We start from the raw sequence: 23376 nt of genomic DNA, 5'->3' as shown, positions 1-23376 counted from the left end.
ATGAATATTGAACAAATGTTATCAGTTTTGGATGCAGACATCGTTGCTCGTTTAAGAACTGCCGTTGAAATCGGTAAATGGCCAAACGGTGTAGCTTTAACTCAAGAGCAGCGTCAGATTTCAATGCAAGCAGTCATTGCTTGGGAAGCTAAAAATCTGCCAGAAACAGAAAGATCAGGGTATATTGATAAAGGTCATAAAGAGGAAGGTGATGAATGTGATTCACATGTTCCAGAGCCAGAATTTCAACCTATACGTTTTGTATAATGTTCTATGCTTAAAAAAGACACCTGATGGTGTCTTTTTTTAATCCGAAGTTAAACTCGATGACGTGATTGCCAGTATTCTTGAGCCAAAGTCTGCGCTTGTGTAAATGTATCAGCCACATTCATGGTGTAAAGTGCGATTGCCATAGTTTCAATAACAGCCACCTCTCCGTAAGTATGTTGGGAATCACCTAACCATACTTCTTTGAAAGTATCTAAGTTCAACTCTTCTTCAATTGCTGAACGATCAGCTGTGAGTTTCGGAAGTTCAAGCTCATACAGTTCACCGTCTCGTATACCGCAAATTAAGGTTTTTGCATCTGGGTTTCGTTCAAATTCACCGCCTTCACCTTTAATCACCGCACTGTTAACGTAACCTAATTTGGCGGCAGTCTGTTGATGAGAACTGCGGTACGCAGGGTGAAATATCGCTTGCAAAGTGGCTTTGGCATTGAAGGGATTGATGAGTCGTGAAAGCGTATGAATGGGTGAGCGTAAGCCCATGATATTGCGTAATGCAATTAAGTCACTCAAGGTAGGTGAAATGACTTCGAGTGGTATATAGGCAAAGTTATGCTGATTAAGTTCTGATGTCACTTCGTTTTCATTTTGACAAATGGTATAACCTAAATACTCTAAAACTTGTTCTGTATATAATCGATTAATGGTATGTCCAGAAGCCCCATGCATTACAATACGATGACCATGTTTTGCTAAGGTTAACGCCGATAAGATAAACCACGGATAGTGTTTGCGTTTCCCCGCGTAAGAAGACCAGTCTAGGTCGACATCAATAGCTCTAAATTTAAGTTGATCACGAGTCGCTTGCACAAAGCCAGCCAGTTCATCTACAGATTCTTCTTTCACTCGTAAAAGCATTAAAAAAGCACCCAGCTGAACGTCTAATACCTCATTTTTTAAAATCATCTCAAATGCTTGATAGGCTTCTTCATAGGTCAGTGATCGCGCACCATTTTTTCCTTTGCCAAGAATACGAACAAATTGCGCAAATGGATGTTCAAAGTCTTTATATAAATTACGTTTTGTATTCATGATCAATGCAGTTGGATGTTCTTAATGACAGTGTAACGTGGAATGATGCTTCGAATAAAAGCTAAATATCAAATTCAATGATCAAGCATTATTTTTAGCTTTTGAGACTGACCAAATTGTATGAATTTTCAAGCGCTTTTGTCCATGACAACTGGAAAAAAACGGGATAGCATGAATACTTATAAAAAAATGAAATGTAAGGAACACAAGAATGTTGGCATATGATGCAGATTTAGAATTATTCCGTGATAATTTCAAACGTTTTATGAGTGAGCACGTTGCTCCTCATTATGAGCAGTGGGAACGTGAAGGAAAAATGCCACGTTCAGTGTGGAATGCACTTGGTGAAAATGGCTTCTTGTGCGTAGATGTTCCTGAAGAATATGGTGGTTATGGTGTTCCAACAGAATATTCTTTAATGTTGGTTGAAGAGTCGGCACGTGCAGGTTATAGCGCATTATCGACAGGTATTTCATGTCACTCAGAAATTGCAGCACCATATATTCTACACATCGCGAACGAAGAACAAAAAAAATACTGGTTGCCAAAAATGGTTTCTGGTGAAGTGGTCGGGGCAATTGGAATGACAGAGCCAGGTGCTGGTTCTGATTTACAAGCCATCCGTACGAATGCCATTTTGAATGGTGATCATTATGTTTTGAATGGCTCTAAAACCTTTATTTCAAATGGTCAGCATGCAGACTTGGTTGTGCTTGCCGTTAAAACAGATCCTCAGGCACGTGCTAAAGGCGTCTCACTTCTATTGGTTGATACTCATTTAGAAGGGTTTAAAAAAGGCACAAATCTCGACAAAATCGGTTTGCATTCGCAAGATACTTCGGAACTCTTTTTTGACAATGTAAAAGTTCCAGCTGATCAGCTTTTAGGTCAAGCGGGTCAGGGATTTGCATATTTGATGCAAGAATTACCTCGTGAGCGGACAGCGATTGCTGCGACAGCATTAGGAGCAATTCGAGGTTCAATTGATGTGTCAGTTCAATATGTCCAAGAACGTCAGGCTTTTGGTCAAAAAATTGGACAATTCCAAAATTCTCGTTTTGTTTTAGCACAAGCGAAAATCGATGAACTGGCTACAGCCGCTTTTTATAATCAAAACCTAGCATTGTATAAAGAAGGGAAATTGGATGTTGAAACAGCAGCTGCATTAAAAAGTTTCAGTACAGATATGCAAATGAAAGTGGCGGATAATCTACTGCAACTCTTTGGTGGCTATGGCTATATGACGGAATATCCTATTTCACGCTTCTTTGTGGATGCACGTATTCAACGAATCTACGGCGGAACCAACGAAATCATGAAAGAAATCGTAGCACGTGGCATGCTAGGACGTTAATTTTTATCCGTATTTACATCTCGCTTGATGAATACAAGCGAGATGTATTCGAATGTGTTTTCAATTTTTAAAACTTATAGAACGAACTGATTTTAAAAAAAAGATTAAAGCTATCCTATTCAATGTTCTTGTCTTTTTCTAATTTATAGCGCGTATTGGATTGATGATTATTTCAACTGTATATTTTTAAGTCTTATTGCCATAAAGTTTGGTTGCTTAACATTTGAAAGCTAACTATTGTTATACTGTTTACATAACTGATTCTGTAAGGCGACATTACAATGATCAACGATGATCAAAACACGACGAATTCTTTAGACTTAGCTAAAATCCGCGAAGATATCGACTCAGTAGATCAACAACTCCAACAACTGATTAACCGTCGAGCACGACTTGCTGAAGCTGTAGCAAAAGCAAAATTTGCTTCTGAAGAAAATCCAATGTTTTATCGTCCTGAGCGTGAAGCACAAGTTTTGCGTAATGTGATGGAGCGTAATGAAGGTCCTTTATCTGACGTGACGATGGCACGTTTGTTTAGAGAAATTATGTCTGCGTGCCTTGCTTTAGAAGCACCACAAAGCATTGCTTTCCTTGGTCCAGTAGGAACTTACACCCATTCGGCAGTACTGAAGCATTTTGGACATGATGCGGTTGTACGCCCACTTCCTACAATTGATGAAGTGTTCCGTGAAGTCGAAGCAGGCAGTGCACATTATGGTTTAGTTCCTGTTGAGAACTCATCAGAAGGCGTGGTTAACCACACGCTTGATTGTTTCAAAGCGTCACATTTAAATGTGATTGGTGAAGTTGAATTACGTATTCATCATCAATTTTTGATTTCTTCAAATACGCGTAAAGACAGCATTAAACAAATCTATGCGCATCAACAAACTTTAGCTCAATGTCGTGGCTGGCTCGATGCTCATTATCCAGGTGTTGAACGTGTGGCTTTGAGTTCGAATGCTGAAGCTGCTCGCCGTATCCGTAATGAATGGCATTCTGCGGCAATCGCATCTGAAACAGCTGCGAGCTTATATGATTTAGAAATTTTACATAGCAATATTGAAGATAATCCAGAAAATACAACACGCTTCTTAGTTATTGGGCGTGAAAAAGTACCACAAAGTGGTAATGATAAAACTTCTTTATTGATCTCTGCACATGACCGTGCAGGTGCGTTATTAGAAATTTTAGCGCCGTTCGCTAAACATAACATTAGCTTGACCAGTATCGAAACAAGACCTGCTTTGCCTGAAAAATGGGCTTATGTATTCTTTATCGATTTAGAAGGGCATATCGAACAAGAGAACGTACGTGCGGCTGTCGAAGAAATTCGTCCATTAGTCAAAGAAATCCGTGTTCTTGGTTCATACCCAATTGCGGTACTTTAAAAAGAGTTGAAACTTAGATATGCCTCAACCTTTATTTAAAAAAGTTGCATTTATTGGGCTAGGATTGATTGGATCAAGTTTAGCACGTGTCATTCAAGCACATGGTCTTGCTGAAAATGTTGTGGCATCTACGCGATCTGTTCAAACGTTAGAAGATGCTAAAGCTTTAGGTTTGATTAGTGAAGGATATGCTGATGCCAAAGATGCAGTGGTTGATGCAGATTTAATTGTTCTTGCTTTACCCGTGAGAGCTACACAATCTGTATTAAACTCGATCAAATCTGTGATTACTCCTGATACTATAATTACAGATGTGGGCAGTACCAAAGGCAATGTGGTTGAGGCTGCAATTGCGGTTTTTGGTGAGCAGTTACCCGCAGGTTTTGTTCCAGGGCATCCAATAGCTGGTGCTGAACATACTGGTGTTCATGCAGGTAAAGTAGATTTATTTGCTAACCACAAAGTGATATTAACGCCGTTAGCAACAAGTGCTGAGTGGGCAGTGCAAAAACTGATTCAGTTATGGCAAGCTGCTCAAGCTGAAGTAATTTGTATGGATGTGGAAAAGCATGATGAGGTGCTTGCGCATACAAGTCATCTGCCACATTTAATGGCATTCAATTTGGTTGAGCAACTTGCAAATCGTGAAGATAATCTGGACATTTTCCGGTATGCAGCAGGTGGTTTCAGAGACTTTTCTCGCATTGCGGCGAGTGATCCACAAATGTGGCATGACATATTCTTTGCCAATAAAAAAGCGATTTTGAATGCTGTTGATGGATTTGAGAACCAATTGACTCATATTCGACAGCTCATTGAAAACGAAGATTCAAAAGCACTCATGGGATTGCTTGGACATGCTCAAGCAGCACGCCAACATTTTAACCATATGCTTGCCAAGAAACCTTTAATGGAGAACAAAACTGTGACACAGCAATTTACTATTCTGCCGGGTGCTAAATCATTTTCTGGAAAATTTAGCGTGCCAGGTGACAAATCTGTGTCACACCGTTCAATCATGTTTGGTGCGATCGCTGAAGGTACAACCCATGTTACTGGTTTCTTAGAAGGTGAAGATGCCTTAGCAACACTTCAAGCATTCCGTGATATGGGTGTAAATATTGAAGGTCCAAAAAATGGTGAAGTCACGATTCATGGTGTAGGAATGCATGGCCTTAAAGCTCCAGCAAGTGAGCTTTATATGGGTAACTCTGGAACTTCAATGCGTCTTCTGTCAGGGATGTTGTCTGCGCAAAAATTTGACTCAGTAATGACTGGTGATGCATCGTTGAGCAAACGTCCTATGGAACGTATTGCAAAGCCACTCCGTGAAATGGGTGCTCAAATTCAAACAACGGGTGAGCGTGGCACACCGCCAGTATCGATCACAGGTAATCAGCAACTTAAAGGTATTCATTACGATTTACCGATGGCTTCTGCACAAGTGAAGTCTGGCATTTTGCTCGCTGGTTTATGGGCAGAAGGTGTAACGTCGGTGACTGAGCCAGAACCTACACGTGATCACTCTGAGCGTATGTTACGTGCATTTGGGTATGATGTGAAAACTGAAGGTAACCGTATATCTTTAAAAGGTGGTGGTAAGTTAGTTGGCACGAATATTCAAGTGCCTTCAGATATTTCATCTGCTGCGTTCTTTATGGTGGGTGCTGCCATTACTGAAAATTCAGATGTAACACTTGAGGCAGTGGGTATTAACCCTACTCGTACTGGTGTGATCGAAATTTTGAAGCAAATGGGGGCTGATATTTCAGTCGAGAATGAACGAATTGCAGGTGGTGAACCAATCGCTGATATTCGAATTCGTGGCACTCGTACTTTGAAAGGCATCCACATGCCTGAAGATCAAGTACCTTTAGCGATTGATGAATTCCCAGCATTATTTATTGCTGCAGCTTGTGCTGAAGGTCAAACAGTGTTAACTGGTGCAGCTGAACTTCGTGTAAAAGAGTCCGATCGAATCCAAGTGATGGCTGATGGATTGAAAACCATGGGTGTTGATTGTACGCCTACGGATGATGGCATTATTATTGAAGGTAAAGGTAAGTCTGGTGATTGGTCTGCTATCTTTACAGGTGGTGAAATTGAGTCACATCATGATCATCGTATTGCCATGAGTTTCTCCATTGCGGGTCTGCGTACTTCAGGCGCAATTAAAATTGTGGGAACTGAAACCGTTGCAACAAGTTTCCCAACATTTACTCAACTCACTGAACAAGCGGGTTTATCTATTCAAGTTAGTGAATAATACGACCAAAGATTTGTATATTTCTTTTCAAACAGCCAAGCAAAAGCTTGGCTGTTTTGTTTATATTGCTTATTCTAATTCTATATAATTAAAAAGCCTTTGGACGAGGAAATGAAAAAATTACAATTTTTAGTTGATCAAACGAAATACGCTAAGGCTCATTCAAGTCATTCTCATGATAATGCACAAATTTACGTTACAGCATTGTTATCTGAACAGTTAGTGCAACATGGATTTCACACTCAAACTACGAATCCGCATGAATTGGAAGTCAGTGTCTCTGATCACCCAATCGCTTTAGGGGTGAACTGTAATCAACCAGATGGCGAAGGACATTTTGTATGTGAAATAAGTGCGCATGCAGATGAGGAACAGGATTGGTTCCAAAAAATTGAGACGCAGAGTGTGATTAAACAACTTGCGCAAGCAGTAGAGCAGACATTAAGAGAAGATGAGTCGTTCCAATCGCTAGAGTGGAAATCCTAACGAGGAATAAAACAAACCCAATGTAAAGAATCTACACTGGGTTTTTCTGAAACACGTAATATTTATATTAAGCCGTAAGGAAGCGAGTGATCGCGACGCGAAGTTGCTTCAAATAACCTGTGAAGAAGTGATTAGCACCAGGTAGCACTGTAATAATATGGCGTTGAGGCTTTGCCCATTCAATTAAATCGGATAATAAAGTGACTTCATCTGCCTCACCATGAATAAACAGGATATCACCTTTAATTGCCGGAGTAACATAGTGACGGATACCAGCAACTGTGGCTGTTGGTAAACCACATAGAATGACTTGTTCAGGTTGAATTTCTTGAGGTAGTGCATGATATGCCTTCGCCATAACATGTGCACCAAAACTAAAGCCTCCAACATAGAAAGGCAATGTAAGGTGTTTTGCACGTACTTGACGAATGACTTCTAAAATATCTTCTGTTTCACCAAATCCTTCATCGTGAACCCCTTCACTTTGACCTGATCCACGGAAACTTGGACGATAAACGATATAACCACGCTCAAGGAACATTTGAGCTAGCAGAGTGGGAACTTTGTGCTGAGGAGTACCACCTTGAAGCGGGTGAGGGTGACAAACGACCGCAAATCCTTTTACTTCAGACTGAGGATAATCTACAAAAACCTCAATTTTGCCAACAGGGCCTTGAATGAACATTTGTTCAGACATAAAAATACCGATTAACGTGCAGGAGAATCGTATATTTTAACGTCAATAATTAAAAAAAACACAATTGGAAATAAAATAAGTCTACTGTTATAGTTTGATTAATTGTTTTTTGATCAGGTTTCTATGTTTGCCTTAATTTCTCCTGCTAAGACATTAGATTATGAATCTACACTTCCAACTGATGAACATACTTTACCAAGATTGCTTGACCACTCACAACAGCTTATAGACGTAAGTCGTAAACTGTCTGCTTCAGAAATCGCCAAATTAATGAGTGTGAGTGAAAAAATTGCGAATCTTAACGTGGAACGCTTTAGAGATTGGCAATCAGACTTTGATTTATCAAATTCACGCCAAGCAATCTTTGCCTTTAAGGGCGATGTTTATACAGGTCTGGATGCGTATTCGCTTACGCAAGCTGATTTAGAATATGCTCAATGCCATTTAAGAATGCTATCAGGTCTCTATGGATTACTTCGACCACTGGATTTAATGATGCCCTATCGTTTAGAAATGGGCACGAAATTAGCAAATCCACGAGGTCACAATCTTTATGAATTTTGGGGAGATGAAATTACCCAATTGATCAATCAAGACTTATCAGAAGCCAAGAGTGATTTATTGGTCAATATCGCATCCGATGAATATTATAAATCGGTGAAAGAAAGCAAAATTGAAGCTGAAATTATCAAGCCCGTGTTTTTAGACCAGAAAAATGGGAAATATAAAGTGATAAGCTTCTATGCTAAAAAAGCGCGTGGATTGATGGCACGTTATATTATCGAAAATAAACCTAATACTGTGGATGATCTTAAATCATTCAATACAGACGGCTATTATTTCGATGCTGAAAGTTCTTTGAAAGGTGAGCTCATTTTTAAACGTGATGAGCAGGCGGCTTAAAAATAAATAGGCGGTAGCGGGGCAAGGTGTCTGATGATTGATTCATACTTAAACCAGTTGAGAAGATACTGGGCCGCTACTGCACAACAGCTTGAACTATCCTCAGAGGATTCCATATCTATTCTTGATAGATTAGAAGTTCATTACAGTGAGCCTCATCGTCACTATCATACAGTGCAGCATATCGTTGAATGTATGGATCACTTACAATTGGTTCTACCAAATTTAAAAGAACCTTTATCAGTCTCTATAGCTCTTTGGTTTCATGATGTCATTTATGAGCCTAAGGCACACGATAATGAACAACAAAGTGCTGATCTGATGCTGAACATCATATCTCCCCACATGGAGATGAGGAGATGTGAGAAAATTTATCAGTGGATATTAGCGACCAAAGAGCATCGTGCTTCAGTTGATTCAGACCTTAACTATTTACTTGATATTGATCTTGCAATTCTCGGTTCAAACGCCAAACGTTTTGAAGAATATCAGCAGCAAATTCATCAAGAATTCAGTTGGGTACCCTCTGAAATTTATACACTAAAACGAAATGAAGTTCTTAATACCTTTTATCAAATGGAATCCATTTATAAAACAGCATATTTTCATGACACTTAAGAAAATCAAGCCAAACAAAATTTAGAGCGAGCATTCGTTAGGCTGATTTGAAAGCAGCTAATGCGCGCTGTCGACTCATCTTTAAATCAACAATAGGTTTTGGATAATTGAGTTTAAGATTCGGATATTTAGCATAAGGCTCATGAATGATTTTCGCATCAAGATGAGCTAATTCAGGTATCCATTTGCGAATATAATCACCTTGACTATCAAATTTTTGTGATTGACTAATGGGGTTAAAAATACGGAAATAAGGTACAGCATCTGTACCTGTTGAAGCACACCATTGCCAGCCACCATTATTTGCCGCTAAATCCCCATCTATCAAATGTTGCATAAACCATTGTTCGCCTTTACGCCAGTCGATGAGCAAATTCTTACTAAGGAACATGGCGACAATCATTCTGACACGATTGTGCATCCATCCTGTTTGAAGCATTTGACGGATTCCAGCGTCCACAATTGGAATACCCGTTTGTCCAAACTTCCAAGCATTTAATTCATCGGGTGCATCACGCCATGGCACATTAGACGTATTTAAATTGAATGGTTGATATTTCGATAATCTTGGAAAGTCAAACAGGATGTGTTGATAAAATTCTCGCCATAATAACTCATCTAACCAAGTTTGTTGACCATCAGAGTAGAGATGAAAATTGCCATTTGAGCGACTAAAAATTGCAGCCAAACATTGTCGAATCGAAATAATTCCTAGATTTAAATACGGTGATAATTGACTGGTAGTATTAATGTTTGGAAAGTCGCGTTGTTGTTTGTAGGTCTCTAAATTCTCGTCAACAAATTTCTCGAGCATTTGTAGTGCAAATGACTCTCCAACAGGCCATTGATATTTAATCTGAGCATCAGGATAAAAATCATGTATCGATGGAATTTTGGAAGTATGAAAGCGTTGTATAAGCTCATGAGGCTGTACTTTCGGTACAGCGAGTGGTTGAGGAACAGAGATATTCAAGATTTCATAGCATGCACGTTTATAAGCACCAAAAACTTGATAAGGCTGGCGACTCTTATTGCGAATTGATCCAAGTGGGAAAATTGTGCGGTCATGATAATACTCGACAGTCACTTGATGCGATTCTAATAAGGTCTGGACTTGCGCATCACGATGTAACTCATTCACGCCGATTTCAATGTTGGCGTGTATCGCAGTAATTTGATATTTATTTGCGAAAGTTAATAATCTAGCTGGTACATCGTCCCATTGGGTAACGATTTCTACCACAAGTGGAATATTGAATTGCTTTAACTCACTTTCAAGTGATTTAAGTTGGCGAAGATAAAAGTCAATTTTAATCACTGCATCATCATGCAATTTCCATTGTTCAGGCGAAAGTATCACCAATGCACAAGTATTCCCATGCCGGTTTGCCTCCATTAACGCCGAGTTGTCCCTAACTCTTAAATCCTGACGAAACCAAATGAGATTCATATGATTAATATCCAAATATCCTCAGGAAATTATAAGAATTTGAATCATTTAAATCGTTAAGCATTGTAATTTTTTGCATAAAAAAAAGGCGAAGCAGAAGCTTCACCTTTTTGTCCTAAAATCCGTAGATCTTAGTGGTGGTGACCACCTACACCGTGAACGTGACCGTGATCTAACTCTTCTTGAGTTGCTTCACGGATTTCAACGATTTCAACATCAAATGTTAAGTCTTGACCAGCAAGCGGGAAGTTAGCATCAACGATTACGTTTTCGCCTTCAACAGCTTTAACAGTCACAATTTGAACGCCATCATCAGTTTGCGCTTGGAATTGCATACCAGCTTCGATGTTGTCTACGCCTTGGAACATTTGTTTAGGTACTTCTTGAACTAAATCAGTGTTGTACTCACCATAAGCTTCAGCAGCAGGAATCGTTACTGTGAATTTGTCACCAGTCGTTTTACCTAACATTGCTTTTTCTAAGCCAGGGATAATGTTGCCAGCGCCTTGCAAATATGCAAGTGGTTCACCTTGAGATTGATCGAGAGTTTCACCCTCTGCATTAGTCAATTTATAGTTAAATAAAACCACAAGGTCATTTGCAATAACTGTCATGTTAATGATCCATTCAAATATTTTAAGGGTACATCATAAAGTGAAAACCAATTTTTGTAGACAATTTTCTAAAAAAAATGCAGTTTCGATAATTTATAACGCTTAAATATTACATTGGGGCGTCTTTTAGATTTTTCAATGCAATTTGATTTTAGGTGCTATTTTTCTGGTCACAAAATCTTTGGCTGTGAGTAATCCTGCCTGTGCATAACCATAAATCGTGGCTTGATGCAGTCGGTAAAGCGATACATACATCGACTTCGCCACAAATCCTTGAACATTGACCTGACCTAGTAATTCGCCGACTGCTTTATTCTCACTTAAAGACACAAGTGAACCTTTGTCAGAAAAATTGAACATCGGTTGTGATCTTCCTGAAATTCGCGCTTTCATTGCATCAACGAGGAAAGCAGCCTGTTGACTTGCAACTTGCGCACGCGGTCCTAAAGCTGTTTCACGGGCATCTAAAATACAGTATGCGCAATCACCGAAAGCAAAAACATTCGGATCTGCTTTTGTTTGGAGTGTTGCAAATACGTGTAAGCGACCCATACGATCTTTTTCGAAGCCTTCTAGGTTTTGAATCACTGCTGGAGTTTTAATGCCTGCAGCCCAAACTTTTAATTGTGCTGGAATTGAACTTCCATCATTAAAGTAAATTTGATCAGCATCCACTTTTTCGACACGCTTAGACGTTAAAATATCCACATTCATGCGCTTAAGCTGCTTAGTGCTGTGGTCTGACATTTTTTCAGAAAGAGCCGGTAGAATACGATCCGCGCCTTCAATTAGTGAAATTTTGACGTTTTTAGGGTCAATTTTATTAAGACCGTATTTAAAGAAGTTTTGTTTGGCTTGAACTAATTCAGCTGCAAGCTCAACGCCCGTTGCACCTGCACCTATAATGCCAATATGCAGCTCACGATGGTCATTATTATTTTGAGCTTCGATATAAAGATGAAGTAGATGCTGCTGGAACTGTTCAGCCTGTTTTGGATTATCTAAATAGTGACAATGTTCTTGCACACCTGAAGTATTAAAATCATTGGAAACCGAACCAACCGCCAGAATAAGAGTGTCATAACTTAGTGTTAAATGATCAGTCGATTGGTCATAGGTCGATGCAACAGGTTTGAGCAATTGAATGGTCTTGGCTTCACGATCTAATTGTTCGAATTTACCCAATACAAACTCATAATGATGCTTCGCAGCATGACCAAAATAATTTGTTTCTTCATCACTAGGGCTCAACGTACCTGCTGCAATTTCGTGTAAAAGTGGTTTCCAGATATGTGTGAGCTTTTGGTCCACTAATGTAATTTTTGCTTTTTTCGATTTGCCCAGCGTGTCACCCAGTTGTGTTGCTAGTTCTAAGCCACCAGCACCACCACCCACAATGACAATATGATGAAGATTCGACATTTAATATTCCTATTTTTATAGCGTCATAAATAAAAAAGAGATGGGGTTAATATGCCATCTCTTTTTTAAAAGAATTGTTCTTTTTGTATTACAAGTTACAGATTTACAATAAAAAACTGCAATCAGTTTAAAGGATAGATTTTTGCTTGATTTGTACTGCTAGATCCAAAACTAAATAATTGTTTAAACCAATTCAAAATACTTTCAAACCATGATGCTTCATCAATTTGAAGTTCATCCTCAATCATTACCGTTTGAATGAGCCGGTTATTTTGATAGATATGAATACGTGCCAACTGCTGAATTTGCGCAATAGGTGCGGTTAATGATTGTGTTAGTAGCTCGACGTTCATATGCGTTTGAGTTTGCTGTAAAGGCTCAAGAGCTGAAGTGAATCCAAAAGCATCTGTTTGAATCAAACGATGAGTTTGATTGTCAAAATTACGCATATCAATCATTTGATTCGCGTTATACAAAGAGGTCGTCACGATACTTGGCTTTTTAGTTTCGACTCTGAACATTTTTAAGGTAGATGCGACTACAGGGAGTTCAGCAATCAGTTGCTTTTTTTTAATTGCAATTTCATTGCGTGTATAAGCATAGGATAGGTTTAAAAGCTGATGTGCGATTTCAGCGCGTTTAAAGCCACTTTGAGCACCGAGTACCACAACAATAAGTCTTCTTTGATTGAGGTCAAATTGTTGAGTTGGTCGATTGGCTGTAAGTGCAAGGTTATAGCCTGCAGCACGAGTAAACCCTGTTTTCAAACCATCAACAGTGGCATCTTGTTTTAGTAGAATATTTGTTGCACGATGAAAATGCTGATTGTAAGTAAAACTTTGCTGTTTCGAGTAGTCAAGGTAATCGGGTGTTTCATTGGTGAGTGCTTGTGCGAGCACGGCCAAATCATGCGCTGTTGAATAGTGCATGTCCATTGTAATGCCCGCTGGATTGGCAAAGTTTGTATCTTTCATGCCAAGCGCTTTGGCTTCTTGATTCATGCGTTGAACAAATGCAGGCACAGATCCTGAAATTCGTTCAGCCAATGTGACAGCAGCATCGTTGGCAGACATGATAATTAAGCCTGCCAAAAGCTGATCAATCGTAATTTGTTGAGTCGGCTTCAGATACATCTGAGACTCATCCCATTGAACTACATTGACAACTGGTGTGGCAGTAATAACTTCATTTTTGCTAATTTTACCCGCTTGAATGTCTTTCAGCGCGATGTAAGCCACCATCATTTTGGTTAACGAAGCTGGTGCACGTTGGACATGGCTATTGTGTTCAGTAATGACTTGACCTGATTGTGGATCTAAGACAGTCCATGCTTCAGCTTCTAAACTTTCTGGTGCAACTTCGAACAAGGAAGCATGTGTGATATTTACTATAAAAAAACTAAAAATTATGAGTAGAGCAGAGTAGAGTTTCAACGGGTTTACCTATATAAGCCAATCCAATGGCATAGATCATCAAGCACACCGCATGCTATGCCTTTTTTTTCTGAAACTCTAGTCAGATTTGTAGACAATTAATACGAATCGCGCAACTCCAAGTAAAAAAATGCTAATCTAAATACAAGTTGGTTCTATAGTTTCTCAATTAAGACATTATGTTGCATTATCAGATCGAATTTGACGACTTTCGTCAGCATCTCATTCACGTTACTGTTCGTTTCGTTGCTCAACCAACTCAAGTATTGAGCTTGCCAACTTGGATTCCAGGAAGTTATCTCATTCGAGAGTTTTCAAAACATATTGAGTCTGTTCGTGCCTATGATGAAGATGGTCGAATACTCAAGATTCGTAAAAATGAAAAAAATAAGTGGCAGTTATTTAATACTGATTTTGAGCTGATTACGGTTGAGTACGACGTCTATGCATACGACCTCTCAGTACGTGGTGCTTATGTTGATGAAACACGCTTATATGTTAATCCTGCTTGTGCATGTTTAGGTTTAGAAGGACAAGAAGATAAAGCGGTAGAAGTTGAGTTATTTTTGCCAGATGAATTGAAACATTTCCAACTCGCTACAGGATTGGCATCTAAAAGTTTAGTGCGTGGTCGCTATACGCTTAAGGCAAAAAACTACGCTGAATTGATTGATGCACCATTTGAGCTTGCAGATCAAACTCGTTTTGCTTTCGAAGCAAATGGTATTCCACATGAGTTTGTGGTTTCTGGCAAACATGCGATGAATGTCGAACGTATGAAACAAGACATTGAGAAAATCTGTGCGACAGAAATATCCATGTTTGGTTCAGCACCATTTGAAAACTACACCTTTATGACCATCGCGACGGGTAACAGTTATGGTGGTTTAGAGCATCCGAACTCAACCAGTTTGATTTCTCCACGTGATGATCTACCTAAGTCCAATGAGCCTGTTGAACCTTCCGTTGATTATCAGCGTTTCTTAGGTTTGTGTAGCCATGAATATTTTCATTCATGGTTGGTGAAATTTATTCGCCCTGAAAATTTTGTGAATTATGATTTAGACAAAGAAGGCTATACCTCTTTGTTATGGATTTTTGAAGGCTTTACGTCCTACTATGATGATTTAATTCTACTTCGTAGTGGTGTGATTTCTCAGGAATCTTACTTGAAGTTGTTAAAGGCGCAGATCGATCGTTATTTGCAAAATCCAGGTCGTTTTGTTCAAACTGTTGCAGAGTCAAGTTTTGATGCATGGGTCAAATTCTATCGTCAAGATGAAAACTCTAACAATGCTGGCACAAGTTACTATAACAAGGGTTGCTTAGTAGCGCTGTGTCTAGATTTAGGTTTACGTTTAAGAGGTTCAAGTCTTGATGTATTGATGCGTAAGCTGTATGAAAATGCGCAACAGGGTATACAGGTTCATGAACGTACCATCTATGAACTATGCCAAGAATTAACAGGTGATGATTGGTCTGAACAAATTAACCATTTGATTAATACCACGGATGAGTTACCGCTTGATCAGTTGTTCCCTGAATTTGGCTTAGACTATGTTTTAAAGCATGATAAATCTTTACCATTTGGTTTAAAACTTGTAGATAAACCTGAAGGTGTATTAATTCAGTCTGCTCGTCGTGATGGCGCTGGTGTTAAAGCTGGGCTTTCTGCTCATGATATTATCATCGCAGTTGATGGTTTAAAGGCGACCACTAAGCAACTCGACAAGTATGCAAAATTGGAAGTTACTTTTAATGTACATGCTTTCCGTCGTGATGAATTAATGCAATTTGAAGTTCAATCAGGTGGTAGTGAACTCACTGAAGTGGAACTTAAGGTTACAGATCAATCTAAAGTTGATAAATGGCTTAAAGCTTAATTTAACTTAGGATTTAAAAAAACCAGTGTTTATGCACTGGTTTTTTTTGAAAAGTTTTATGAAAAAATTGAAAATTAAAAACAGATAATATAATAATGATACTTATATATAATTTTATCAAAATCAAAATGTTAAATAATTTTTCTGAAAATAAGAAGCAACTTTACTCTATGGTTGTTTTATGTTTAGTATCATTGTTAGTTTATTTTAAGACAAGTAGTGATCCTATATTTTCATTAATTCAAGGTACTTTTTTAGAAAGCTTTTTTTATCAATTTGCAGAAGGGAATAACATATTAAATGCATTGAGTATTGGTATATTAGTTAGTTCAATTTTTTGGTATTTAAATATTTATTTACCAGAAAATAGAGTTAAAAACTCCAAGTTAAAGAGATTAAATAAAGCTTTGATATTAATTATTGAAGCAAAAAATGGTAATCCGTACAGTTGGGATAAACATTATATTTATTGCCTACCATTTGAGAAAAAACATTTAATTTTCTTAAAAGAAGTAAAAGATCAATTGGATAATAAAAAAATTTATAATTCATTAGCAGAAAAAGCTTTTTATGAAATTTGTGAATCGTCTTTTGAACTTTTTAATTTTTTGAGCATAACTGCTAACGAAGTATCTCCTAAGCATGGTGAACTTTGGGATTCAATGGCTAGAAACATTGCACAAATTGGTAAATTTTATCCAGAGTTTCATAGAAAAAAAATTGACTCAGGTTGGCGCTTAGGAGATAAAAAACAAGATTTCTCAAGTGGTTTATTTGAACTCAATATGACAGAGCTACTAGAAAAGATAGAGAAAGGGATTGATTTAGATTGAAGGATGTCTTCTAAAATCAATTACCCCGATAGGTTGAATAACCATATGAACTTAATAACAACGGAATATGGTAATGATCTAAACTACCATCAATCACAAAAACCACTGGCACTTCTGGGAAGAAAGTACGTTTGTTATTTGCTTTAAACCAGTCACCAGTTTTAAAAGTTACTCTGTAAACACCTTTTTGAAGATCTGTTTCGGCTGGATATAGAGCCTTGATACGACCATTTTCATCCGTTTTAGCTTCGTTGAGCTTTATCCATTTTTCACCCTGCTGCGCTTCAAGGGTAACTGCAATATTAGAAGACGGAAGACCAGTTTCTTGATTAAGCACATGAACACTTAAAGGATTTGCCAAAGTGAATGTTGAGAATGCAAAACCTGAAAGAGCAAGCGTAAATTTTTTCATAAGTATCAACTCACAATAAGCAAATAATCGAAAAAGTGTACTTAAAATGAGAGATTATTTAAGTTAATTTATGTATAAAAAAAGGATGCAATCGCATCCTTTTTACTTTTTATACAATAGCTTGAGCTTAGCGTGCGCGTCCACGTGGAGCTTTTGTATTTGGGCGAGTAGTACCATTGGTCTTACGACGTGGTTTCTCATGTTCTTCCATTTGCCAAATACGTTTAGTACCCGATTTTTTCTTAGTACCATCTTTATTGACTTTCTTATTAATCGGCTTGCCACCTGTACCGCCTGGTTTCTTCACATAAGAGCGTGAGCGGTATGGCTCTTCTGCAGGAACATTTTGAAAGTCAGGATAAAGTAATGGTTCAATTTCTCTAGTTTCGCCAGATTCAAGACCCATCTGTACTAAGTCTATTGATCCAATTTTAGTGCGAATAAGACGTAAAGTTGGGAAACCTACTGCTGCAGTCATACGTCGAACTTGGCGGTTACGACCTTCGCAAATCGAAATTTCAACCCAAGAAGTAGGTACAGAAGCACGGAAACGAACAGGAGGATCACGATCCCATAACCACTCAGGCTGTTCAACTTTTACAGCTTTTGCGGGTAGAGTCATACCGTCTTTAAGCTCTACACCTTTACGAAGCTGTTCTAAAGCCTCTTCAGTCACATCACCATCAACTTGAACCAAATAAGTTTTAAATTTCTTATTGGCAGGGTTGGTAATGTACTGATTTAAACCACCATGGTCGGTTAAAAACACTAGACCTTCAGAGTCCATGTCTAAACGTCCAGCAAGACGTAAAGTCGGATCGTCAACGAAATCAGACATTGTCATATGCGCTTCGTCTTTACGAAACTGGGAGAGAACGCCATAAGGTTTATTGAGAATGACGATTTTCATATAAAAACTTCAATAATGTGCAAATAGTGAAAGGTCTGACTTATCAAGAATTTATGAACATCCTGAATTGATCTGAGGATTCGATCATTGAAGTCAAACAAAATAAATCGGGGAATTGGTGACTATTATGCGTGATTCAAAAAAGAAAGTATCGTATTGATCAAAAAAAATATGTAATTCTGACGATTTAATCGGTATAAGCAGGCTTTTATTGGTTTCTGACAAGTGCTTTTAATTTAAACAATACAATGCAAACGTCGATCAGACGCTAAAATTTAACTCAATTTAAGATGTTAGGTTGTATATGAAAAAAAGGATTATCGGATCACTCATTGCAATCAGTTGGATGCTTACTGCTTGTCAGCCCCCAAATTCAGGCGCAACAGCAGGAATACAATATCCATATTTATACTGGAAACTTCAACAGCAAGCGTTGACAGAGCCGTTGGCGATACCCGTTGAAGGAGTCAAAGTAACTCAAATAGCAGATACTTGGGGGGCAGCACGTTCAAATGGTCGTACACATCAAGGAATTGATATTTTTGCCAAACGAGGTACGCCTGTATTGAGTACAACACAAGGTATTGTAAGTCGTATCGGCACAAATAGTTTGGGAGGTAAAGTCATCTGGGTGGTAGGACCTCAGTTAAGTCGCCATTACTATGCACATTTAGATGAATATGCAGCACACATCCAAGAAGGTGACTGGGTTGAAGTCGGTGAAGTATTAGGATATGTGGGAAATACTGGCAATGCGATCAATACACCTCCACATTTACATTATGGGATTTATTTAACGAGTGGTGCTACAAATCCATATCCATATTTAAAACCAGATTTAAAACCAGAGGAATAAGTCTCGTTAATACAAGTAAACAAATGAGAGAGCCTTGTAAGCCTCGTAACATATATCAATTTTAATCCTCTGAAATTTAAATAGCTTACACAATGGAAGTTACGATGCAGTATTTTGATACAGCTCTATGCTCGCAGTTTCGTGCAAAAGGGTTATGGTTATTTGTATTGGTCTAATTCAAGTGAAAAAGAATTCAAGATCAGTATCAAAATCTGATAATCATGGAGATATGAAATGAGTAATCAATACAATCAAGATCAAAATGAGCAACAGCAACAAAATCACCAGCAACGTCAACAAGGTCAACAGCCACATCAACAGCAACCCAATCAGCAGCAACAGCAACAAGATCAACAGCAGCAGAATCAGCAACAGTCCCGTCAACAATCACAACAGCAATCTGATTTAGATCAACAAAATCGTTAATCCATTAATCATGAATTGAATGGGAATTTAGGGATGAATGCCCATTCTTGTCAGTAAATTCAAGCATTAACAATTTAAAGTGAATGACACGAGGAAGATAAGATATGGCGAATAAGTCCAAGTTAAAAATTAAAGATTTAAAAGATCAAATTAAATCGAGACTTAAGAAAATTTCTAAGCATGAATCTAAGTTAAAAGATTTAAAGAAAGCGCTCAAAAAGCGTAAATAGCAAAAGACCCTCATGTGAGGGTTTTTTTATGGAAGATCATTAGAAATATACAGTTTATGAACGAATCTTTGTGAAGCAATAATTTATAGTCAAGATTGAAATTAATCTATGATTTGAAATGATAAAAGATTATTATTCTCAATTAGAAGTTTGGAAATATTAGGGTGTATTTATGAAAATGTATCAAGTTGATGCCTTTACTACAGCGTTGTTTAAGGGGAATCCTGCAGCTGTAGTGGTCAGTGAAGAATGGCTTGATACATCACTCATGCAAAATATTGCATTTGAAAATAATTTGGCTGAAACGGCTTTTGTTAAAATTATTGATGATGAAAATTATGAAATCCGTTGGTTTACACCTAAAGTTGAAGTCGATTTCTGTGGTCATGCCACTTTAGCGAGCAGTTATGTACTTTTTAATGAGTATACTCAAGCGAAAAAAATTAAATTTCATGTCAAAGATTTAGGAATTTTTACCATCACTCGACAAGATGATGGAAAAATTACAATGAATTTTCCTGTTCGAATCCCTCATTTAACTGAAGAGTTTCCTGAGTTATTAAAAGAAGTGGTTGATCGTCCAATCAAGGAAATTTATCTAAATCAACAAGCTTATATTTTAGTCTTGGAAAGTGAACAAGATGTGCTTGATGCCAAACCTAATTTTGCCAATATTAATGCAATTGCTGAAGCATATGAGGTTAGTACTTGTATTACAGCATCCGATCATCCCGATATTGCTATAACTGCAGCATCAGAACAATATGATTATGTGGCACGTTATTTTGCACCACATAAAGGCATCAATGAAGATCCTGTAACAGGTTCTATGCATACAGGATTAGCACCCTTGTGGGCTGAGAAATTGAATAAAACAGAACTTATTGCTTTTCAAAGCTCAGAACGAGGTGGCGTGTTGTATTGCCAACTTAAAGAGAATCAAAGAATTGAAATTTCTGGCTATGCCAAACTTTATATGAAAGCTGAAATTTACCTTTAAAGCATAAACCCTATTGATCATACCCTTGTCAGGCGTGTGATCAATTTTTTTATATCAATAATTGGAAGAACAATGCTAACTCGTTTTAAAAAACTTTCACTTACTTTAATGATCGTTGCGGTCAGTTCTAGCGGTTTAGCACAACCTGTTTTGGTCAAGACTGAACAAAATATTGAAGAATACAAACTAGAAAATGGTTTACGGGTAATTTTGGCACCAATACCTAAAGAAAATAAAATTTTTATGAATATGGTGTATTTAACGGGAGCTTTGAATGACCCACAAGGTAAAGGTGGTTTAGCACATTTACTTGAGCATCTCGCGTTTAAAGGCACAGAAAATGTAAAAGGAGATGAGTTTCAACGTCGTCTAGATCAGCATACGCTCATGAGTAATGCGATGACTGACTACTATTCTACCCAGTATATGAGTGTCATCCGTCCAGAAAAAAAAGCCATTGATGAAATGTTGTATCTGGAGGCAGAGCGAATGGATAAGCTCGTACTTCAGGAAAAATTTGTTCCGTCAGAAATCGCAATCGTAAAACGAGAGCGTGAGGTTCGAATGGATCAACCTTTTTCAGTATTGATGGATCAAATTTGGAAATCTGCTTACGGAAATCAGTATCTTGGTCGTCTACCAATTGGTGATTTAGCTGAGCTTCAGTCAATCAACATGAAGGAACTGAATCAATTTTACCGACAATGGTATGCACCGAATAATGCAGTTCTAGTGATTGCAGGTAAATTTAATAAAGCGGATATCCTGAAAGCAGTGGATAAAAATTTTAATCAAATTCCTGCGCGTCAAATTCCTGAGTCAACCCAAGTTCCAATGCTTGATTCGACCAAGATCAAAGATCGTCAATTTATCGTGCAAAAGGGAAGTGATTTAGGCAAATACAATATTTATCTCAATGGCACCCAGCAAAAAACACAGACTGCACTCGCTTTAGCACCTTATTTATTTACAATGCAACCTAGTGGTCATTTGTACAAAGATATTGTAGAAACAGGTACGGCTACACAGGTTCAATCGACGACATGGTTAACACCAGATTTTAATCTTGTTTTTATGGGGGCAGTGTATGCTCCTAATCACGACGAGAAAAAAGTTGCCCTTTCTCTAGAGAAAGGAATTGAGAAAAAGCATCAATTTAATGAAACAGAATTAAATCGTGTCAAAAACATGATTAAAAATGGTCAAGAGAGCATGATGACCAATGCTTCTTCTGTGGGCGGTTTCATTAGTGATTATGTGGTTTCATCCAATGGGGATTGGGCAAAATATTTTAAAGATCAAGCAGAGATACAAAGTTTAAATGTCGATCAAGTTAATCAAGTAATAAATCAATTCTTGGTTGCTGAGCATCGCATTTCGGGAGACATACAACCTACGCCTGAGGATCAAAAAAAGGCACTCGAGCTAGACGCTAATGAGCAAGATTCAAAAACTTTAGATCAAGTGGCAACTCAAGAAGAGCCTTTAAAAGACCCAGCTGTGTATAAGGCTGAAGTGGCTGAGCACTTAAAAAATTCCAAACAGTATGTTGAAAAGTTAGAGAAAAAAATCAAGCGTGGTATTTTGAAAAATGGGATGCATTATGCACTATTCCCAACGTCAACACGCGATGACAAAACTTACGCATCGATATCTTTAAATTTCGGGACAGCACAATCACTCAAGCATCAAGGTGAAGCACTAGGCTTTATGTCTTATTTGCTATTGAGAGCATCTGAGCAGTATAGCCTGCAAGATATTGCAGACAAATCAATCGAGGCGGGTGGTCGAGCATCTGCTTCAGCTGTTGATAATGGTATTGTGATTAACGTATCTGCGAAGAAAGAAAAATTTCCAGAATTCTTCAAGTTTATTGTCGACGTTATGAATAATCCGAAATTTGAGCAAAGTCAGTTTGACCTCATCAAATCGCAAACATTATCGTCATTAAATCGACCATATACAGAGCCTGAAACTGTTGCAGGACTGACTATCGCTAGAATCGTAGAGCGATATGAACCAGGTGATTTGCGATATCATTTTGAACCTGAGCTAGCAAAGCAGCAAATTGAAACCATCACCAATGATCAAATTAAAGCTTTGTACCAAAAGTATTTTACAACTCAAAATGGTCAAATATCGGTGACTGGTGATTTTGATGACAAAGCCATTCTGAAATTTTTGAATTCATCTTTAGGTCAGTCTAAGACAAAAGAACCATACCAACGTTTGCAGGGCAGTCATATAGATTATCCTGCTCAAAAAGTTCATGCGCTGGCTGAACAGCGTCAATTTGGTAATTATCAAGCGGTTATTGCCATTCCAGTTGGTAATAATCATCCTGATGCAGAAGCATTATATGTGTTGAGCCATATTCTAGGCGAGTCACAATTATCATCACGCCTTGCCATGGAGTTACGTGAAAAAAATGCGTTGGTTTACAGCTTTGGAAGTAGTTTGAGTTTGGATAATTTTATCAATGCTGGTGCTCTAGGTGTAAGTGCTAATTATGCAGCAGGAAAATCAGCTCAAGTTTCTCAAGGTGTGCATAAAGTATTCACTGACTTATTAAAGAATGGTGTGACGGAGCAAGAGCTTGAAGCGGCTAAAGCTAATATTATGAAACAGCGTGTCACGAATTTAGAGGATGAGCGCCGTATTCATCGTGGATTGAACAGTCAGCTTGAGCAAAATAAAACACAGCTTTCAAGACTAGAACGAGATCAGGCATTTGCAAAACTGACGAAGAAAGATATAGATGCAGTGATCAAAAAATATATTAAGCCTGAGTTTTTGGTTGAAGTTATGGCAGATCAGTATGGTAAACCACAACCTGAAATGATTTCAAAGCCTAAAACTTAGAACCACAATGT

Annotated in this window: 22 protein-coding genes; 14 read left to right on the top strand and 8 right to left on the bottom strand. The window is 38.0% G+C overall.

Features of this window, described 5'->3' with window-relative positions; all coding sequences use genetic code 11:
* Positions 1-267 carry a YeaC family protein gene (locus AC1M9E_RS09350; protein WP_035267325.1) on the top strand — a complete coding sequence of 89 codons (267 nt, stop codon included), beginning with the start codon at positions 1-3 and terminating at the stop codon, positions 265-267.
* Positions 268-317: 50 nt separating this feature from the next.
* Here AC1M9E_RS09350 and AC1M9E_RS09345 read toward each other — a convergent pair whose 3' ends face one another.
* The gene (locus AC1M9E_RS09345) at positions 318-1319 is read right to left on the bottom strand and encodes a glycosyl transferase family protein (RefSeq protein WP_481607682.1); all 1002 of its coding nucleotides are present in this window, start codon (positions 1317-1319) and stop codon (positions 318-320) included.
* Between the two features lie 211 nt (positions 1320-1530).
* On the opposite strand from AC1M9E_RS09345, the gene AC1M9E_RS09340 reads away from it, so the two are divergent.
* The 4 genes from AC1M9E_RS09340 to AC1M9E_RS09325 all read left to right on the top strand — a co-directional run bounded on the left by AC1M9E_RS09340 (position 1531) and on the right by AC1M9E_RS09325 (position 6816).
* Positions 1531-2673, top strand: coding sequence for an acyl-CoA dehydrogenase family protein (locus AC1M9E_RS09340; protein WP_481607681.1), 1143 nt, complete (start codon positions 1531-1533; stop codon positions 2671-2673).
* A 281-nt stretch (positions 2674-2954) separates the two neighbouring features.
* A complete protein-coding gene (pheA, locus tag AC1M9E_RS09335) occupies positions 2955-4064 on the top strand; it encodes a prephenate dehydratase (protein WP_035267321.1) in 1110 nt (369 codons plus the stop codon).
* Between the two features lie 19 nt (positions 4065-4083).
* On the top strand, positions 4084-6330 hold the full coding sequence (locus AC1M9E_RS09330; protein WP_488224721.1) for a bifunctional prephenate dehydrogenase/3-phosphoshikimate 1-carboxyvinyltransferase: 2247 nt from the start codon (positions 4084-4086) through the stop codon (positions 6328-6330).
* Between the two features lie 111 nt (positions 6331-6441).
* A complete protein-coding gene (locus AC1M9E_RS09325) occupies positions 6442-6816 on the top strand; it encodes a hypothetical protein (RefSeq protein ID WP_488224720.1) in 375 nt (124 codons plus the stop codon).
* Positions 6817-6883: 67 nt separating this feature from the next.
* Here the strand turns inward: AC1M9E_RS09325 and AC1M9E_RS09320 are convergent, their stop codons facing one another.
* Positions 6884-7513: an alpha/beta hydrolase gene (locus AC1M9E_RS09320; RefSeq protein ID WP_035267316.1), complete on the bottom strand. Its 630-nt coding sequence runs from the start codon at positions 7511-7513 to the stop codon at positions 6884-6886.
* Positions 7514-7636: 123 nt separating this feature from the next.
* Between AC1M9E_RS09320 and yaaA the strand changes: the two genes are divergently transcribed.
* Together yaaA and AC1M9E_RS09310 are read left to right on the top strand one after the other, a co-directional pair.
* Positions 7637-8416 (top strand): peroxide stress protein YaaA, encoded by a 780-nt coding sequence (yaaA, locus tag AC1M9E_RS09315; protein ID WP_481595921.1) that lies wholly within the window; start codon positions 7637-7639, stop codon positions 8414-8416.
* Positions 8417-8449: 33 nt separating this feature from the next.
* On the top strand, positions 8450-9034 hold the full coding sequence (locus AC1M9E_RS09310) for an HD domain-containing protein (protein WP_488224719.1): 585 nt from the start codon (positions 8450-8452) through the stop codon (positions 9032-9034).
* A 37-nt stretch (positions 9035-9071) separates the two neighbouring features.
* Here the strand turns inward: AC1M9E_RS09310 and AC1M9E_RS09305 are convergent, their stop codons facing one another.
* From AC1M9E_RS09305 to AC1M9E_RS09290, 4 genes are all read right to left on the bottom strand, one after another.
* Positions 9072-10484: a cryptochrome/photolyase family protein gene (locus AC1M9E_RS09305; protein ID WP_488224718.1), complete on the bottom strand. Its 1413-nt coding sequence runs from the start codon at positions 10482-10484 to the stop codon at positions 9072-9074.
* 131 nt (positions 10485-10615) lie between these two features.
* Positions 10616-11098 (bottom strand): FKBP-type peptidyl-prolyl cis-trans isomerase, encoded by a 483-nt coding sequence (locus tag AC1M9E_RS09300; protein WP_092767151.1) that lies wholly within the window; start codon positions 11096-11098, stop codon positions 10616-10618.
* Between the two features lie 135 nt (positions 11099-11233).
* Positions 11234-12520 carry an NAD(P)/FAD-dependent oxidoreductase gene (locus tag AC1M9E_RS09295; protein ID WP_481586420.1) on the bottom strand — a complete coding sequence of 429 codons (1287 nt, stop codon included), beginning with the start codon at positions 12518-12520 and terminating at the stop codon, positions 11234-11236.
* A gap of 122 nt (positions 12521-12642) precedes the next feature.
* Positions 12643-13953 (bottom strand): D-alanyl-D-alanine carboxypeptidase family protein, encoded by a 1311-nt coding sequence (locus AC1M9E_RS09290; protein ID WP_488224717.1) that lies wholly within the window; start codon positions 13951-13953, stop codon positions 12643-12645.
* A 179-nt stretch (positions 13954-14132) separates the two neighbouring features.
* Here AC1M9E_RS09290 and AC1M9E_RS09285 point away from each other — a divergent pair, with 179 nt between their 5' ends.
* Positions 14133-15836 (top strand): M61 family metallopeptidase, encoded by a 1704-nt coding sequence (locus AC1M9E_RS09285; protein WP_488224716.1) that lies wholly within the window; start codon positions 14133-14135, stop codon positions 15834-15836.
* A gap of 128 nt (positions 15837-15964) precedes the next feature.
* Positions 15965-16669: a hypothetical protein gene (locus AC1M9E_RS09280; protein WP_488224715.1), complete on the top strand. Its 705-nt coding sequence runs from the start codon at positions 15965-15967 to the stop codon at positions 16667-16669.
* A 16-nt stretch (positions 16670-16685) separates the two neighbouring features.
* Here the strand turns inward: AC1M9E_RS09280 and uraH are convergent, their stop codons facing one another.
* Both uraH and AC1M9E_RS09270 read right to left on the bottom strand, forming a co-directional pair.
* Complete coding sequence (uraH, locus tag AC1M9E_RS09275; RefSeq protein ID WP_481588988.1) at positions 16686-17081, bottom strand: hydroxyisourate hydrolase; 396 nt, start codon at positions 17079-17081, stop codon at positions 16686-16688.
* Positions 17082-17208: 127 nt separating this feature from the next.
* Positions 17209-17991, bottom strand: a complete 783-nt coding sequence (locus tag AC1M9E_RS09270) for an rRNA large subunit pseudouridine synthase E (RefSeq protein WP_035268720.1) — start codon at positions 17989-17991, stop codon at positions 17209-17211.
* Positions 17992-18295: 304 nt separating this feature from the next.
* Between AC1M9E_RS09270 and AC1M9E_RS09265 the strand changes: the two genes are divergently transcribed.
* From AC1M9E_RS09265 to AC1M9E_RS09245, 5 genes are all read left to right on the top strand, one after another.
* Positions 18296-18847 carry a M23 family metallopeptidase gene (locus AC1M9E_RS09265; RefSeq protein ID WP_035268718.1) on the top strand — a complete coding sequence of 184 codons (552 nt, stop codon included), beginning with the start codon at positions 18296-18298 and terminating at the stop codon, positions 18845-18847.
* Between the two features lie 234 nt (positions 18848-19081).
* Positions 19082-19273 (top strand): hypothetical protein, encoded by a 192-nt coding sequence (locus AC1M9E_RS09260; protein WP_035268717.1) that lies wholly within the window; start codon positions 19082-19084, stop codon positions 19271-19273.
* Between the two features lie 104 nt (positions 19274-19377).
* Complete coding sequence (locus tag AC1M9E_RS09255) at positions 19378-19503, top strand: hypothetical protein (protein ID WP_257219857.1); 126 nt, start codon at positions 19378-19380, stop codon at positions 19501-19503.
* 172 nt (positions 19504-19675) lie between these two features.
* Complete coding sequence (locus AC1M9E_RS09250; RefSeq protein WP_092767133.1) at positions 19676-20503, top strand: PhzF family phenazine biosynthesis protein; 828 nt, start codon at positions 19676-19678, stop codon at positions 20501-20503.
* 72 nt (positions 20504-20575) lie between these two features.
* On the top strand, positions 20576-23365 hold the full coding sequence (locus AC1M9E_RS09245; protein ID WP_481607672.1) for a M16 family metallopeptidase: 2790 nt from the start codon (positions 20576-20578) through the stop codon (positions 23363-23365).
* Positions 23366-23376: the final 11 nt, after the last annotated feature.

This window comes from Acinetobacter sp. 24-47-47 (assembly GCF_057737035.1).
This window is presented reverse-complemented; position numbering and strand designations above follow the sequence as displayed.

What these genes read in the sequence shown, in the direction of transcription:
- AC1M9E_RS09350 (WP_035267325.1), top strand. Translation starts at nt 1, where the DNA reads ATGAATATTGAACAAATGTTATCAGTTTTGGATGCAGACATCGTTGCT.
- AC1M9E_RS09345 (WP_481607682.1), bottom strand. Translation starts at nt 1,319, where the DNA reads ATGAATACAAAACGTAATTTATATAAAGACTTTGAACATCCATTTGCG.
- AC1M9E_RS09340 (WP_481607681.1), top strand. Translation starts at nt 1,531, where the DNA reads ATGTTGGCATATGATGCAGATTTAGAATTATTCCGTGATAATTTCAAA.
- pheA (WP_035267321.1), top strand. Translation starts at nt 2,955, where the DNA reads ATGATCAACGATGATCAAAACACGACGAATTCTTTAGACTTAGCTAAA.
- AC1M9E_RS09330 (WP_488224721.1), top strand. Translation starts at nt 4,084, where the DNA reads ATGCCTCAACCTTTATTTAAAAAAGTTGCATTTATTGGGCTAGGATTG.
- AC1M9E_RS09325 (WP_488224720.1), top strand. Translation starts at nt 6,442, where the DNA reads ATGAAAAAATTACAATTTTTAGTTGATCAAACGAAATACGCTAAGGCT.
- AC1M9E_RS09320 (WP_035267316.1), bottom strand. Translation starts at nt 7,513, where the DNA reads ATGTCTGAACAAATGTTCATTCAAGGCCCTGTTGGCAAAATTGAGGTT.
- yaaA (WP_481595921.1), top strand. Translation starts at nt 7,637, where the DNA reads ATGTTTGCCTTAATTTCTCCTGCTAAGACATTAGATTATGAATCTACA.
- AC1M9E_RS09310 (WP_488224719.1), top strand. Translation starts at nt 8,450, where the DNA reads ATGATTGATTCATACTTAAACCAGTTGAGAAGATACTGGGCCGCTACT.
- AC1M9E_RS09305 (WP_488224718.1), bottom strand. Translation starts at nt 10,484, where the DNA reads ATGAATCTCATTTGGTTTCGTCAGGATTTAAGAGTTAGGGACAACTCG.
- AC1M9E_RS09300 (WP_092767151.1), bottom strand. Translation starts at nt 11,098, where the DNA reads ATGACAGTTATTGCAAATGACCTTGTGGTTTTATTTAACTATAAATTG.
- AC1M9E_RS09295 (WP_481586420.1), bottom strand. Translation starts at nt 12,520, where the DNA reads ATGTCGAATCTTCATCATATTGTCATTGTGGGTGGTGGTGCTGGTGGC.
- AC1M9E_RS09285 (WP_488224716.1), top strand. Translation starts at nt 14,133, where the DNA reads ATGTTGCATTATCAGATCGAATTTGACGACTTTCGTCAGCATCTCATT.
- AC1M9E_RS09280 (WP_488224715.1), top strand. Translation starts at nt 15,965, where the DNA reads ATGTTAAATAATTTTTCTGAAAATAAGAAGCAACTTTACTCTATGGTT.
- uraH (WP_481588988.1), bottom strand. Translation starts at nt 17,081, where the DNA reads ATGAAAAAATTTACGCTTGCTCTTTCAGGTTTTGCATTCTCAACATTC.
- AC1M9E_RS09270 (WP_035268720.1), bottom strand. Translation starts at nt 17,991, where the DNA reads ATGAAAATCGTCATTCTCAATAAACCTTATGGCGTTCTCTCCCAGTTT.
- AC1M9E_RS09265 (WP_035268718.1), top strand. Translation starts at nt 18,296, where the DNA reads ATGAAAAAAAGGATTATCGGATCACTCATTGCAATCAGTTGGATGCTT.
- AC1M9E_RS09260 (WP_035268717.1), top strand. Translation starts at nt 19,082, where the DNA reads ATGAGTAATCAATACAATCAAGATCAAAATGAGCAACAGCAACAAAAT.
- AC1M9E_RS09255 (WP_257219857.1), top strand. Translation starts at nt 19,378, where the DNA reads ATGGCGAATAAGTCCAAGTTAAAAATTAAAGATTTAAAAGATCAAATT.
- AC1M9E_RS09250 (WP_092767133.1), top strand. Translation starts at nt 19,676, where the DNA reads ATGAAAATGTATCAAGTTGATGCCTTTACTACAGCGTTGTTTAAGGGG.
- AC1M9E_RS09245 (WP_481607672.1), top strand. Translation starts at nt 20,576, where the DNA reads ATGCTAACTCGTTTTAAAAAACTTTCACTTACTTTAATGATCGTTGCG.